Origin of the sequence: Tumebacillus avium (genome assembly GCF_002162355.1) — a bacterium.
GTDB lineage: Bacteria > Bacillota > Bacilli > Tumebacillales > Tumebacillaceae > Tumebacillus_A > Tumebacillus_A avium.
Map to the genome: position 1 here is coordinate 3270001 of NZ_CP021434.1, position 15000 is coordinate 3285000.

Consider the following 15000-nt stretch of genomic DNA (forward strand, 5'->3'; position numbering starts at 1 on the left):
GCAGATGACTACAGAATTAATCCGTGGATACATCGTATGGATGTTGCATGAGAAAGTGCGATTTGAAGGTCATCAATTCGTGCCTGACTCGGAGAAACGTGTGGGGCTTTCCCCTGTTACGATCAACACAAGATTGAAAACGCTGCGAGTCTTCTTCCGCTTTCTAATGGGGGAGAATGTCATCGAAAATGATCCTACAGAACCGATCAAGAATGTCACGGAAGATGAGGAAGAGATTCGAATCTTGACGATTGAACAACTTCGTAAATTGTTGGACGCACCGAATCAAAGAACATACAGCCAGTTCCGAGATTACGTACTTATGAACGTGTTGCTCGATACTTTTGTACGGATTAATGAAGCCCTCTCCTTGAAAGTGTCTGACATTGACTTCGAATTAGGGCTAATCAATATTCGTGGAGAAGTAGCGAAAAGTCGTAAGTCTCGGATGATCCCAATGCAAAAGCGAACGGCGAATCTGTTGCATGAACTAATTGAGGAAAGTAAAGAGTTTGATTCGGAATTTGTTTTCCTCGCCAACTATGGTGAATGCCTAGAAGCGAGCCATTTTCGTCATAGGCTCAAAGAATATAGCAGGCGTGCTGGATTGGCCGTTCGAGTCCATCCCCATCTGTTCAGGCATACTGGAGCTACGATGTTTCTTGAGGCTGGTGGTGATCTTCGCCACTTACAAATGATTCTGGGGCATCGTGATCTTCGAATGGTCATGAGGTATACCCATCTCTCCAAGAACTCACTAAAGAAGCAACATGAACAATACTCACCATTGAATGAAGTGGTGGCTAAATTGCAGAGGGATCGTAAAATCATGAGATGAATTACAAGTAAGGGTGGATCTAATTGATCCATCTTTTTTCGTCAGTATAAGTCAATAGTTTTTTCAGGTTTACATATTTTCATGCATAATAAAATTAGATTTGACAATTGAGTTGTCTCGTGGTAATATTTTAATAAGGAGGTGGTGCACGAGAATTTACTGGTTGATTATTGAGATGTCTGTAGGGAAAAATCAAAAAGGAGATGTTTATTTGGGCAATAATTCAAAAAAGAAAAATAAAAAACAACGTTTTCAATCACCTCGTGAGAAGTACTGGAAAGATGGTCAGTTCTCGCCAAGGCTTTTAGCGTTGGATATCATGAACAATCATCTTACAGTATTGTATAAAAATGGGTCATTGTACTGGTATGATAAAGGTGTTTATAAACTCGGTGGAGAAGTTCATTTCAAAAATGTTGCCCTCCGGTTGCTAGAAGACGAATTTCGTAAAGATCGAATTGAACAAGCGATGTATTGGGTTAAGCACAATAGCGATTATTCAATGGATATGCATGATTACGATGACCACCTAATAAATGTTGCAAATGGGCTCCTAAATTGGAAAACAGGTGAATTGCTCTCGCATACAAAAGAACGTCTGAGTACAATTCAATTGCCGGTTACTTACGACCCTGCTGTTTATCGCATAATGAAAATGCAGAATGTCGCGGCGTAAAAGTGCAGACTTTGCCCGCGACATTTTGGCATTAAAAAAGCACTTGCCAACATCGATCTACTATCTTACCCTACGGTTTGCGACGACCAAGGGGGATCGAGAGGATGTTGAAAGTGCCTGAGCAACAGTATATCAAATTTTTGCGCGAACACGAAGGGTGTTCGATTACCGAAATTGCAGAACGATTGGACATAAATTGGAGAACTGCCAAAAAATATGCGGACAAGGACGATTGGAACGAGACGACTGGAAAACGATTCGGACGTTATCCGGTTCTCGGTCCGTTTCTCGAAATCATAGATACATGGCTTATGGATGACGAGGCTCTTCCACGCAAACAGCGCCACACCGCTCGGCGGGTCTTCCACCGTCTCAAAACAGAGCATGGATTTAATGGCGGCGAACGAACGGTACAGGAGTACGTGTCCAAATGGCGGGCGGCTTACGCCCATGAACGAGCGAAGAGTTACGAACGGCTGGAGCATCCAGGTGGCGAAGCCCAGGTGGACTTTGGAACCGCGCATGTTTCGCAGAATGGGAAGTTGGTGGAGCGCAAGATTCTTACAGCGTCTTTCCCATTCAGCAACGCTGCTTTCGCATTCCCTGTTCCTTCGGAAAATAGCGAGTGCTTCCTCGAAGCCTTGAAGCGCCTCTTTGAGCAAATAGGTGGTGTACCGCGACGAATCTGGTTTGACAACCTCGCGGCAGCGGTTGCATCCATTGAGAAGAACGGTGACCGAAAGCCGACTGATGCGTTCGCAAGGTTTTGTGCTCATTACCGTTTCGAACCAGTCTTCTGCAATGTGGCAAGTGGCAACGAGAAAGGAAATGTAGAGAACAAGGTCGGTTACGGCAGGAGGAATTGGTGTGTCCCAATCCCCATAATTCAATCGCTCGACCAATTGGCTGAACATCTGGAAAAGGAATCTAGGGAGGATCGTCAACGCATTCACTATGCGAAGAAGGAGAAGGTGGACGATCTATGGCGACAGGAGCAGACAATGCTTTACTCCCTGCCATTAGAACCGCTCGAAGTCTTTCGCCTGGATATAGGCCGATTAAACAAATATCGTGAACTGTCGTTCGAGAAAGTCAAGTATCCACTCCCGCAATGCAAAGCGGAGCAGCGGGTGTTGCTCAAGGTCAAGTGGGATCGGATTGAGGTATTGGACGAATCTTACAGCAAGATCTTCGAGTTTCCGCGCCCCTATACGGACAAGACGATAGAAGTCGAGTGGAGAGCCGTTTTGGACGGGCTCAAGCGGCGCCCCCGTTCCGTCAAATACTCGACCTTTGTGTCGATGATGCCCGAGACCCTGAAACGCTTCTTGAGGGAAGTGGAGTCGGAGAATTGTAAGGCACGCCTGTCACTTGTGAGACGTTTGTTGGAGAACTATTCGATGGAGGAGATCGCCGATGGCCTGCACGAACTCATGCCTTGGGATTCTCGCGCTGAAACGGCTCTAGAGCACGCCTTGTACAAGAAACGGCATCCTGAGTTTCATCCTGAACCGTTCCAAGAGCTACACACCCCGACAGAGATTCAAGGCTATCATCCCGGTGACTTGGCTAATTACAACGACCTGCTGGGGGTGACACTATGAATACAGAGATGTTGGCGCAGGCGTGCAAAACGCTCCATCTGGCGCATGTGATGAGCAACTACGATTCGGTTCCGTTCGAGAATCGGATTGACTTCTTGCTGGCAATCCTGCAGTCGGAGATCCAAGGACGTGAGTCCAGCAAGATGAAAAGACTGTTGAAACGCGCCAATTTCCCGCATTTGAAAACGTTTGAAGGGTACAACTTTGAGGAAGTCACGTTTCCAAATCATTGCACGGAGCAGTCGTTACGAGAACTCGCCTTTCTGAAACATAAAGAAAACATTTTGATGTTGGGCAAGGTGGGAACTGGGAAAACCCATCTGGCAATTGCTTTAGGAATGGAAGCTTGTAGGCAGGGGCATAACGTGAGGTTTTACCGTGTCTCGGAGCTGGTTGGGAAATTGCTGGAAAGACATGCAAGCGGGACTTTGACGAGATTTCATAAGGAACTGATGAAGTGTGACCTGTTGATTTTGGATGAGGTGGGCTTTGTACCGTTTCACCAAACTGGCGCTGAACTTCTGTTTCACGTCATCTCGGAATGCTACGAGCAGCGAAGTCTCATCGTGACCTCCAATCTGGAGTTTGGACAGTGGAACAGCGTGTTCGGTGATACACGATTGACCAAAGCGCTGGTGGACCGATTGGTTCACCACGCGCACATTCTGGGCTTCACGGGCGAGAGTTATCGCTTGCGCCATGCTCTATCGAGCGTAAATTCATAAATTTCGGTGTTGGCGGTGCTATGCACAAAATGGCCGCGACACTCTGCACTTTTTAGTTGCGAAACACACCCTGCGGCTGATGATGAGATTATCATGAATTTTATTAGATCAGTGGTAGATGATGACACAATTGACACGATCTTTGAAATGATTGGCTATTTCCTAATGAAGCACACCAAATACGAAAAAGCATTCCTGTTGTACGGGCAGGGGGCTAACGGAAAGAGCACGTTGATTAATCTTGTCTCTGCGATGATTGGTGAAGAAAATATGTCAAGCGTTTCACTTCAAGATCTTGAGCAACGTTTCCGACTAGCACTTTTGCAAAATAAACTCGTCAATAAGTTCGCTGATCTCCCCAGAAATACCTTACCAAACTCGAGTAGCTTTAAGGCTGTTGTATCGGGCGATGCATTGACTGGCGAGATTAAGAACAAAGACCCATTTCAATTTCGTCCGTTTGCAAAACTGCTCTTTAGCACTAATGAACTTCCAAGGGCTGCTGATAAGACAATTGGTTTTCGTAGACGTTGGATGATAATACCATTTGAGAAGACATATTCTTCTGATGCAGACGTTAAGTTGCTAGAAAAACTCACTAAACCAAGAGCACTTTCCACTCTTTTAAATTATGCAATTGTGGGAATGCATCGCTTGACTAACAACGGACACTTTACTGAGTCGGAATCGATTAAAAGGGCTATGCAGCGATATCGACTGGAAAATGATAATGTGGCAATGTTTGTTGCTGAACGTTGTTTGCTTGGTGAAAATGAAACCTATCCAACTAAGTCAATGTATGAAGCGTATAAAAAGTGGTCAAGCGATTCAGGTTATCGAGCACTTGGGAAAGGAAACTTCTTTAAGAGGTTGGAGACAGATTTCGGTCTCTCTAAAATTCGAATTAAAGGGGAATCTTGTGAACGTTGGCAGGGAGCTTCTTTGGAAACTTTTGAGTAAGTACATGAGTTAATTAAAGTACATAGTTTTTATAAGAGTTTTGTATTTGTTTGGTGTTGAAAATACTAGTGATGGTCGTAATGGTACATAAGTACATAATTTGATTGGAGTTTTTGAGAGGAGATGAAACTAAAGAGTTGGTAGGTAGATAAAATAGTAAACGAATCATGAACTTTTGTACCGAAAGAAAATTATACGGAAAGTGAGATGCTATTTTTATTTTGTTTAAGTTATTTATTGAATCTCTTGTGTTGTCTGCGATGATCGTAGTGCTTCTTATGTTTGTGGATTCGATTATCTCAATGGTTACAGTAAGTCCAGTTCAGTTGGGTTTTGCAATCTTTATCATGGTTATTATCTGGAAGATAATTTCGAGGAAACGCTAGCATAATAAATTTAATGATGACGTTGATTGTTCCGGGAGTGGCGAATGCTACTCCCTTTTATAATGTCTTTTAGTGGTCAAGAGGATCGTTAGCTGACGGACAAAGTGATTAGCAGAAGCCCGTTTCGAAAATGACTATTTTTTGCTCTCTATTAGATTTCCCATTGCAAGGCTCACAGATATACCCCATGCATCTGAAAATTCAATACAGGTCAAATGTGAGGGGCTGAGAGGGTGTTCTGCTGATAGTGCGAGTAGAGACCAGCGTATTTCTTGAAAGCATTTAGCAAAGGGGACGCAGGGGTTTTTACTACCTACAATATCTTTAGTATTAGTATATATATTGTAGGTAGTAAAAACCCCTAGACTAATTTTGATAGAGAACTATGCATAGAAATTGGAAAAACAATATATGAAAATGAAGTGTTATAAAATAATAGAGATAGATCATGCTCCGCAAAACCATATGCGATAAAGGTTGCGGGAGGGTCTTCTGAATATAGCAAGTCGAACAATCAGGGAGTGGCACTTGCCATTCCTTTTTTGTATCTTGCGCGGTCAATATATATCAGTAGCCACGGAAAGGATCGTCAGCAGACGGACAATGTGACCAGCAAATACCCATATTGAAAATGTCCGAATTTAGCTCTGTATTAGATTTCTCATTTCAGTGCTCACTCATATACCTCTTCCTCTCAAAAACGCAATACAGGTCAAATGTGAAGGGCTGAGGAGAGGGTATGAGTGACGGTTCCACTCTTCTAAATGAAATGGTTATTTTATCGGATGAGGACAGAAAGAACCTGACACATTAAAAGGGCTTCTAAAATGCACAATCTCCCAAAGAGTTAGAAGTGTCGTGTACAAATGAGTAAACATTATATATAATTATAAAATGATGTTTTGTGAGAATCTTTTTATCCTTAGTATGGGATATTTGTAATAGGAGGGTATTTGGGTGTCAACGGTTGAATATACGGCGACTGCAACGCTTGCCAAAATCAAATTAGGGAGACGTATTTCGGAATTAATGACCGAAAAAGGCGACGCGTACAGCATTCGCGCCTTTGCAGAGAAAATCGGTATGAATCGAGAAACATTTCGTCAAATGCTTCTCGGGACTAGACGAATTGCTCCATCGGAATTAGAACTTATTTCAAAAGGACTAAACGTGTCCCAGGAACGGCTGAAACAGGAAGATACGTTTCAAAAAGAACAGGAACTGGTTACAATCCTGACAGGTAAAAAAAGAACGAAAGTGATGCTGATTCGAGCGCATGAATTAGCAATGGAATTGGTTGAAATAGCACTAGGTGTTACAGAAAAAGGCTATAGCCTTAACAACCTTGGCCGAGTGCAATTTGTTCAAGAAAGATACAAGGAAGCACACCAAACATGGTTGGCTGCTTACGAGTATGCAAAAAGCGTTGAAAAAGATTTCGATGATAAACAATTGCTTCACCTTGTTACTTCGAACCTAATGTTAACCTGCACGATTCGCAGAGAGTATAGCAATATCGAAGAAATGCTGAATCTCGTTGAAAAAGTGTTTTCTGATGATCCAAGTAAACTAGGTATGGCGTATTACACTCGCATGATCATGAATGAGGATCGCGGCGAATTGGAACAGGCGAAAAAACTTGCATATCGTTCGCTGGAACTTTTCGAGCAAACAAATGACAATAAGCAAGTTGGACGCGCTTTAATCAATGTCGCACATTATGAGTACATATTGGGTAATTACAAAACGTCAGCACGATTGTTAGGATCAGCAATAAATTTAGTAAAGCCATTCGAAGGAATCTTAATCATTGCAGTAAAAGAGTATGTGAAGTCATTGCTGCAACTTCGTGATTATCATTCAGCTCTGAAAGTTTTAAACGAATATGATCCGTTGGCACAGGAATATCCTGAATATTGGGGAAGGTTGCAGATCATGAAAACGGTAGCGAAAGATGACCCTTCTTTTGCTGAGTCTGTGGTCAATAATACAAATTTAAGCGTAAATCTGCGTTATTTTGCTTGCAAATCACTGATGGAGTTTTATTATTTGAAAGATGACGGAGACAACGCAATAAGATACTATGAAAAGAGCCGTATGCTTACAGGTACAAAGAGTGAATTTCTTAATGAGGAGGGGTTTTAGTGAAGAAATGGGTATTTTCGGGATTGATATTTGCGGCTCTCCTTGGCGTGCTTGCAGGTGATACTTCTATAAGCAACCAAGCTCAAACAGTACCGCCAGAACCGGCTGGAATCATAGCATACCAGTAGGCAATCTACCCCTCGTTATTATTAGCGAGGGCGTTTTTATGTCATTTTTTGAATTGACATATGCCATTTTATATAACGTCAAGGTATTTAATTTAAAACATACTATTTTCAATCCATTCCAATTATCCTAGTCTTAGATACTTAATACAGGAAAGGATGACGGGAATGGAGTCACTTGGTCAAAGGGTTAGGGAAATTCGCCTGAAGAAAGGCATGACACAAATTGAGCTTGCTAATGGTCTTTGTACTCCATCGCTTATCTCGCAAATTGAAAGTGACCGTGCACGCCCATCTTACAAAACGCTGGTTGCTCTTGCGGTTCGCTTAGATGTTCCACTGGAACATCTCTTGAAAGAGGTGAATCTGGATCTCGAACATTTTAGCAAATACAAGATGGCATTGAGTTTTGTTCGATCAAAGGAGTATCAGATCGCAATTCCATTGTTGAATGATCTTTTAGAAATCTCCCTGCACCGGATTCCAAAAGAGGGGCTACTTTTGGAACTTGCGCTTTGTCACATTGAATTAGGAAATGTGCAGGAGGCGGAAGAGGTTCTGGATCAGTTGTATCAATTGGTCAACAACGGTCAGAATGATCGTCTTGCTCCTGTCGTGTTGTTACAAATGGGTAAGGTTGCAGCTTTGAAAAGCGACTTTCCAATTGCCCTTTTTCACACGAACAGAGCTTGGGGTGAACTGCAAAGGGTCGAGGAAATTGAAGCTGATTTTCATGCAAAAGTTTTGATGCAATTGGCTGTTCTCCACGAGAAAGTTGGTAAGGTAGCAGAAGCGGCCAAGTATTACGAGAGAGCATTGCTCCTAAACCAATTCAACGGCGAAGATCGAGCCAACACATACCTGAGACTTGCAATTATGTATGAACGGCAAAAGAAGTACGAACAGGCAGAATTGTATGCGACAAAGGCGTGCGTGTTGTTAGAAGAACAAGCAAACGAGGAACAGCGGCAGGCGATGCAACACCATTTGATCATGCTTGAGCGTGGGATGAGTAATTGGGAGCTTTCCGTTCAAAAACTGCTGACACTTGTAGAGCAGATCGAACGAAATGGTGACAATACAAGAGCCGGAGAGGTTTATGCTGATCTTGGACTCATCTGCTTGGAGAATCAAGAGCTTGATGAAGCCTGGGCATACGCTGAAAAGGCGAGAATGCGGCTTTCCGATGATGATTCCACGATGGGGAAAGTTTACCGGGTCTTATCGTTTGTTTATTTTCAACGCAATGATGGGACGAAGGGTCAGTATCACCTCGACTGCGCCATGAGGATTTTTGAACAGCATAGCATGGTTGCAGAATTGGAAGAGATCACGCTACATGTGTGCCGGTATCTGAGCGACAAGGGGGATCACCGCGCAGCATTTGAGCGAATGGAGCGGTTTCATCAATACATGATGGGACAATTAGAGCGGCGTGGGATCGTTCTGTGAAATTTGCGATGATGAACACGTATGAGAAGTTGAACTGGGAAAGCTACTCCCGGACAAAGATACGGATCGGGAACTTATCAGGCTGCCTGTTCATTCATAAAAAACATCGAGATCGTTGGTACTTTCGAGGTTATCGAGTGGAAGCAAAAAATTTCTATCAAGCCATGACCAAACTAGAAGAGAGCATTTTCGGTGTAGAGGGTTTGTATGACGGTGCATTGTGGGAGCGAGTTGGAGTCATGATCGGCGTGAATGGCATCTGGGGATACATGTATAAGAGCGTGACGAGGGATGGCGTTTGGCTATGGTGTGGGCATGAGTTTGAAGCTGAGACAGAAAAGATGGCGAAGGAGCATTTGCAAAGTTTTAGCAAGGATACATGAGCGGTGAATTGGGCGACCCGATAAGGGTTGCCTTTTCTATTTAGTAGGGCGGTGATCAGATTAGAGGTAAAAGTAGCAAAAGAACACTTCTGTTTGGAGTAATTTGTTTTACACCGATTCCGATTATTTTGGGGGTTTTAAGGCTGTTTTGGGATCAGATCGTAGAGAAATAGGGATTTTACCGAACTCGATTACGGATGAGGTCGAAAATTGATTTTATTGCGTAGATTTATTACGTAGAATTATAATTCTATGCTATAATGTAGATAGACCCAAACGGTGGAATGCGGGTCGAAGGGATGTAAAATTCAAAATAACGATAGAAAAATATTGCGTAGAATTATTTATCGCAAATTATCGGGAGGAAATGACCATGCTACACCGATTTGTTGAGGAAGGGTTGAAAGGTAAGTCAGACACCACGATCAAGACTTACGAACACGCGATCAAACAGTTTGAGGAATGGTTGGAGGGTACGGGGACGAACTTGGAGGATTATTCGCGGTCAGACGTACAACAGTACATAGATTATCTCGCAAGCAAGAAGAAGTCTGCTGCCACGATAAACAAGGTTTGGAACGCGATCAAGACGTTTTCAAAATGGGCAGGGAAGAGGGCAGCAATTGAGGATATTTCCGTTGTGAATCAACCTGATGTAAAAAAACAAGCTCCGAAAGGCTTGGACAAGATTGAGCGTAACCGTTTGATTCGGGATATGGATCGTACCGGGAACAAACGTGATTATGCGATTCTCATGACTCTGATGATGACAGGGATTCGAGTGAGCGAACTTGTTGCCTTGGATCGGGACGATGTTGAGATTGGAGAACGCGGTGGCACTTTAGTGATCAGAGCGGGTAAGGGAAACAAGGAGCGAGCCTTACCCCTAAATAAAGAGGTGAGACGAGCCATTGTCAAATATCTAGATGAACGGTCGGATAATCACCTAGCACTGTTCATTAGCAACCGACAAGAGAGGATCAGTGTTCGTAGTGTGCAACACATGCTTGGGCAGTTTGGTGTACACCCTCATCAACTTAGACATACGTATATTACTGGACTGGTGCGAGCGAACGAAGATTTAGCGGTTATCCAATCGCTTTCGGGTCATAGTTCGGCGGACATGGTATTAAGGTATTCACAGCCTTCGGAAGAGGATAAGCAAAGAGCAGTTGAAAAGTTATATAACGATTGAGCTATCCGGCGGATGGCTCTTTTTCATGAGAGGGGGGTGGGAAAACATCTAAGTAGAAAACCACTTCTCGTTTTAGGTGTGTAGTACATCTGATTACCCATCAACAGAGCTATTTAAGTAGCTAACTGTGGTAAGGGGAAAATTCACTAGAATAAAAATTCATATTGACCTTACATTTCAAATGTGAGAAATTAATAGAAATTCCTATTACTTGGAGGGGACGTAGTGGAGACAAATGAATTATCGTACGATGAAAAGTTTCTTTATACATTACAAAAACATCTTGAAAGTGAAGGAGAGGGCGAATTAGTAAGCCTTATCAACCCATCAACTTTGAAAGTGAATTATACAGATACGTTTACTAAAATACGGTGGAACCAAAAAATTGCAGTAGTCGAGGTGAAGGTTCCTGTTGGCAGAAAGAAAGCTCTAGAGAGTCTTCAGTATAAATTACTTGGTTATTGTCAAGACATCTTTCAAGAGACTGAAGATTATGCGCTGACAGGAGTCAAAATTGGCGTACTTATTGACGAATCGGTCAGTCAACTTGCTAGTACAAGTTTCTCTAGACTACAGGTTTATCTTAATCTACAAGATAAAGCTCGATCTACAAACCTTGACATTATTGAAAAAGCTTATCTTGAAGAAGCTTGTAAAAGTGCAGTTGGTGGTTGTCGTTTGGCAGCGGCGACCATGATAGGCTGTGCTGCAGAACATCTGCTGTTACAACTGTGCCAGTCGTACTCTCAGTACCTAATCAATAACAACCTAAAGGTGGACAATTTTAGGGACAAGGCACTGAACGCTAAAAAGGCTTCTACGCGTCTAACTGAATTTCTCAAAGTTGTGAACAGCAATGTGACAATGTTTGAATCGTTAGGATTAGAAAATCCGATCATAAACTTTAGTTTTTTAGACATTATTCGTCAAGTTCGAAACGATTCGGGACATCCAACTGGGAAAATTGTCTCTGAGAATGATCTAAACACTATTTTTGGTAACTACCAATTACTAATTGAGAGGATTCATCCACTTTTGGAATCTTTACCGAAACATAAAATAAGTTAGCTGAAAATCTTATCGAACCGCTTCCGACTGGATGCGGTTTTTTCACCGTTCAACATACTCGTACATGACTTACTGTGGTACATGACTTTTTAGAATCCTTTGAAACCATGAAATGAGAATAACAAAGGTTTTCTGACACTGGTACATAAGTTCATAACTTGATCTACAATAATAGTTGAGAATAATACAGCATTGACGTTATAGAAGGTAAAAACTGAAACCAACTCGTGAACTTATGTTCCAATGACATACACCACAAATCCTTCAGTTTACCGCTCCTCCCACTTGCAGTTTACGGCTCCTAGAGATATAATTCCTACTAATAAGAGATGTGCGTTTACGACCAATTGCTGATCAACCGCTATCGCATCCAGTTTTCAGGGAACATTCCCTATGGAATCGTAGCTCAGAGGGAGAGCACCACCTTGACACGGTGGGGGTCGGAGGTTCGATTCCTCTCGATTCCACCAACTAGCAAACCACCATTCCAAGAATGGTGGTTTTTGTGTTATATTGTGGAAAATATACGGGATGAGGTGTCTGGATGAATGCTAAGGTACAGATTGAACAGCTTGAATCGGTTGGTGAATATGTCGGGGAACTTGCGGAACTTTTGACAGGTGTTGTTGCAGACGGGGCTTCCGTCGGGTTTTTGCCGCCCTTGCCGTTGTCCGAAGCGACTGACTATTGGGAAACGGCAATCGGTCCGGGGGTACTCCTGTTTGTCGCAAAGATTAACGACCGGATCGCAGGCAGTGTGCAGTTGCATCTTAGCATGAAGTCCAACGGAGATCATCGGGCAGAGATCGCAAAGTTGATGACCAACCCGGAGTTTCGGCGTAACGGAATCGGCCGTGCCTTGATGTTGCGGGCGGAAGAAACGGCACAACAACTGGGGAGATCGCTGCTCATTCTCGATACGCGGGAAGGCGACCCTTCGAATCTGCTGTATCAGTCGATCGGTTACGTGGAGGCAGGACGGATTCCCGACTTTGCGCGTTCTGCTAACGGTGACTTGCATGCCACGGTTTTCTACTACAAAAACATCTAACAGAAAAGCCCCTTGTGCAGCGGGATGCAGCACAAGGGGCTTTTTGGCTTTTTTGAATTAGGCATGCACAACTTCCAATACGAGCGGATCAAGCGCTTTTGTTTCATCGATGTAGACAAAGGCGTCGTAGCGCTGGGCCATGCGGGACGGCACATAGTTGCCGCGCTCATCCTCGGGATGGTACACGACACCGATGGCGCGGTGCCCGATCACGCTTTGAAAATACGGATTGCCAGGTCCCAGCATCAGGATCTTGTCAAAGCTGCCGGCGCGGTGCATCAAGTCTTCCCAGGAATTTTTCTCGGCCGGCGGTACGGGCATCTCCTCCATCGGCGCTCCCCAAGAGCGGCCTGCGATCACCGTGCCGCGGTGCGTGCCGAAGCCAATCGTAAAGACATCTTCTTCGCGGTTCTGTTCGCGTAGCACCTGCCCGATGTTGATCATGCCAGCCCGGGCCATATCGGTGGCTCTGGCATCGCCGATGTGTGTATTGTGCTCCCAAATGATCGCTTTGGTGTATGGTCCGTGGAACTTGGTCAGGCGCTGGAGGGTCTCGACCATGTGCAGATCGCGGATGTTCCAGGAGTCAGGGCCGCTCTGGATCATGGCACGATAATAACGCTCCGCGTTGACGGCGACCAGCGCGTTGATCTCCGCGCTCAGGGCGGCTTCTGCATCTTGCATGCCGAAATTGCGGTTGTTGTGCAGGTTCATCAGCAACTGCACCACTTCGTCTTCACAGCTTTGCGAGAAAAAGCTCGCGGACAAGCCGTACGACTGCTCGTTGCGTTTAAAAGGCTCGAAGCACTCGAACGCTCTTTTAGCTTGGGCGAGTTCGGGAGAACCGGTGCGTTCTAAATAGCGGATCACTTCTTCCATCGACTCCCACAAGCTGTACACGTCGAGGCCGTAAAATCCCGTTTTTTGTTCCGGCGAGCGTTTGGAATTGAATTCGCGCATCCATTTCGACAACTCGATAATTTCTGCGTTTGCCCACATCCAAGTCGGCCAGCGGTTGAAGGCTTGCATTGCCGCCCGCGGGGTGGGATCGGCGTCCGGTTGATTTTTGATATAACGATTCAAGGAGTAGCAGGAGGGCCAGTCGCCTTCCACCGCGATAAAGGTAAATCCTTTTTCGGCGATCAGGCGTTTGGACAGCTCGGCCCGCCACGTGTAGAAATCAGAAGTTCCGTGGGACGCCTCGCCGAGTAAAACGTATCTGGCATCGCCCGCTGCTTCGACCAGCAGATCAAGATCATCGGGGGTCGATAAGCGGGTCGCATTTTTCTCAATCTGTGCAACGATCGTTTCGCTTTTCATGGTGTCATCGCTCCGTGATGTTTATTATCAGCGTTATTAGGTATGTCCCGACCGTATTGATCCTACGCGCGGACGTAAAAATAAGAGATTGAGAGAGATGAAAAAAGCTGTCGAAACGAAATGAAAAAATTTGTTCCAGTATGTTCTATGATGCAGATTGAGAGGCGGTGGCGCACATGATATTATTATCCCTGTCGCCGCAAGTTGCGGTGAGCGAAACACAATATGAAACACGATGTTCCTTGAAAACTGGATAGCGAAATAGTGAGTCAAGACATGTTTGAAATGCAGTACTTTCGAAGCGATAACTTAGGTTAAGCTACGAAGGGCGCACGGAGGATGCCTTGGCGCCAAGAGCCGATGAAGGACGGGGCAAACACCGAAATGCCTCGGGGAGCCGTAAGCAGGCGTTGATCCGGGGGTATCCGAATGGGGCAACCCGGCACTCGTAATGGAGTGTCACTCAGCACTGAATCCATAGGTGTTGAGAGGTAGACCAGGGGAACTGAAACATCTAAGTACCCTGAGGAAGAGAAAACAATAGTGATTCTCCTAGTAGCGGCGAGCGAACGGGGAAGAGCCCAAACCGTGTGGCTTCGGCCATACGGGGTTGCGGGGCGTCTCATCGGTGGACAGTGCCAAATTTATCGAAGCAGCGACAGCGAATTCGGTAAATTTCGCACTGTCCGCCGAATGGAGTTACAAATCTGTTTGGTAGAAGAACGATCTGGAACGATCGACCGCAGAGGGTGAAAGTCCCGTATTCCAAATCAACCAGACTCCGAGACGATACCCCAAGTACCGCGGGACACGAGAAATCCCGTGGGAATCAGGGAGGACCACCTCCCAAGGCTAAATACTACTTGGCGACCGATAGTGAACCAGTACCGTGAGGGAAAGGTGAAAAGCACCGCGGGAGCGGAGTGAAAAAGAACCTGAAACCGTGTGCCTACAATCAGTCGGAGGGCGTTCATGCCTGACGGCGTGCCTTTTGTAGAATGAACCGGCGAGTTACGATCGCGGGCGAGGTTAAGGTGAGAAGCCGGAGCCGCAGCGAAAGCGCGTCTGAAGA

13 protein-coding genes, 1 tRNA gene and 1 rRNA gene (2 of these 15 cut by a window edge) are annotated in these 15000 nt (G+C 44.8%); 14 read left to right on the plus strand and 1 reads right to left on the minus strand.

Translation table 11 applies throughout. The features are described from left to right. From CBW65_RS15890 to CBW65_RS15945, 13 genes are all read left to right on the plus strand, one after another. Window positions 1-838: the 3' portion of a tyrosine-type recombinase/integrase gene (locus CBW65_RS15890; RefSeq protein WP_087457666.1), read on the plus strand. 200 nt of this gene lie to the left of the window's left edge; only the last 838 of its 1038 coding nucleotides appear in the window; its start codon lies off the left edge, out of view; it ends in the stop codon at window positions 836-838. A gap of 163 nt (window positions 839-1001) precedes the next feature. Then, window positions 1002-1514: a hypothetical protein gene (locus tag CBW65_RS15895; protein ID WP_157721983.1), complete on the plus strand. Its 513-nt coding sequence runs from the start codon at window positions 1002-1004 to the stop codon at window positions 1512-1514. Window positions 1515-1618: 104 nt separating this feature from the next. Next, window positions 1619-3118 (plus strand): IS21 family transposase, encoded by a 1500-nt coding sequence (gene istA, locus CBW65_RS15900; RefSeq protein WP_087455348.1) that lies wholly within the window; start codon window positions 1619-1621, stop codon window positions 3116-3118. Further along, window positions 3115-3843, plus strand: a complete 729-nt coding sequence (gene istB, locus CBW65_RS15905; protein WP_087455347.1) for an IS21-like element helper ATPase IstB — start codon at window positions 3115-3117, stop codon at window positions 3841-3843. The genes istA and istB overlap by 4 nt, the downstream gene beginning before the upstream one ends. Before the next feature lie 15 nt (window positions 3844-3858). After that, complete coding sequence (locus CBW65_RS15910) at window positions 3859-4803, plus strand: DNA primase family protein (protein WP_269767948.1); 945 nt, start codon at window positions 3859-3861, stop codon at window positions 4801-4803. Between the two features lie 1343 nt (window positions 4804-6146). Then, window positions 6147-7334, plus strand: coding sequence for a helix-turn-helix domain-containing protein (locus CBW65_RS15915; protein ID WP_087457669.1), 1188 nt, complete (start codon window positions 6147-6149; stop codon window positions 7332-7334). Next, entirely contained in the window at window positions 7334-7462 is a 129-nt protein-coding gene (locus CBW65_RS25135; RefSeq protein ID WP_269767949.1) for a hypothetical protein, read from the plus strand. The genes CBW65_RS15915 and CBW65_RS25135 overlap by 1 nt, the downstream gene beginning before the upstream one ends. Before the next feature lie 165 nt (window positions 7463-7627). After that, window positions 7628-8911, plus strand: coding sequence for a helix-turn-helix domain-containing protein (locus tag CBW65_RS15920; RefSeq protein ID WP_198299634.1), 1284 nt, complete (start codon window positions 7628-7630; stop codon window positions 8909-8911). Continuing rightward, window positions 8908-9294 carry a hypothetical protein gene (locus CBW65_RS15925; protein ID WP_087457671.1) on the plus strand — a complete coding sequence of 129 codons (387 nt, stop codon included), beginning with the start codon at window positions 8908-8910 and terminating at the stop codon, window positions 9292-9294. The genes CBW65_RS15920 and CBW65_RS15925 overlap by 4 nt, the downstream gene beginning before the upstream one ends. Window positions 9295-9667: 373 nt before the next feature. After that, entirely contained in the window at window positions 9668-10489 is an 822-nt protein-coding gene (locus tag CBW65_RS15930; RefSeq protein ID WP_087457672.1) for a tyrosine-type recombinase/integrase, read from the plus strand. Window positions 10490-10714: 225 nt separating this feature from the next. Then, entirely contained in the window at window positions 10715-11557 is an 843-nt protein-coding gene (locus CBW65_RS15935) for a hypothetical protein (RefSeq protein ID WP_087457673.1), read from the plus strand. Window positions 11558-11952: 395 nt separating this feature from the next. Continuing rightward, window positions 11953-12027: transfer RNA gene (locus tag CBW65_RS15940), tRNA-Val, on the plus strand. Window positions 12028-12101: 74 nt separating this feature from the next. Next, window positions 12102-12608 (plus strand): GNAT family N-acetyltransferase, encoded by a 507-nt coding sequence (locus tag CBW65_RS15945; RefSeq protein ID WP_087457674.1) that lies wholly within the window; start codon window positions 12102-12104, stop codon window positions 12606-12608. A gap of 57 nt (window positions 12609-12665) precedes the next feature. On the opposite strand, the gene CBW65_RS15950 is transcribed toward CBW65_RS15945, so the two are convergent. Continuing rightward, entirely contained in the window at window positions 12666-13928 is a 1263-nt protein-coding gene (locus CBW65_RS15950; RefSeq protein ID WP_087457675.1) for an erythromycin esterase family protein, read from the minus strand. Between the two features lie 312 nt (window positions 13929-14240). Here CBW65_RS15950 and CBW65_RS15955 point away from each other — a divergent pair. Beyond that, window positions 14241-15000, plus strand: a 23S ribosomal RNA gene (locus tag CBW65_RS15955) (it continues 2236 nt past the right edge of the window).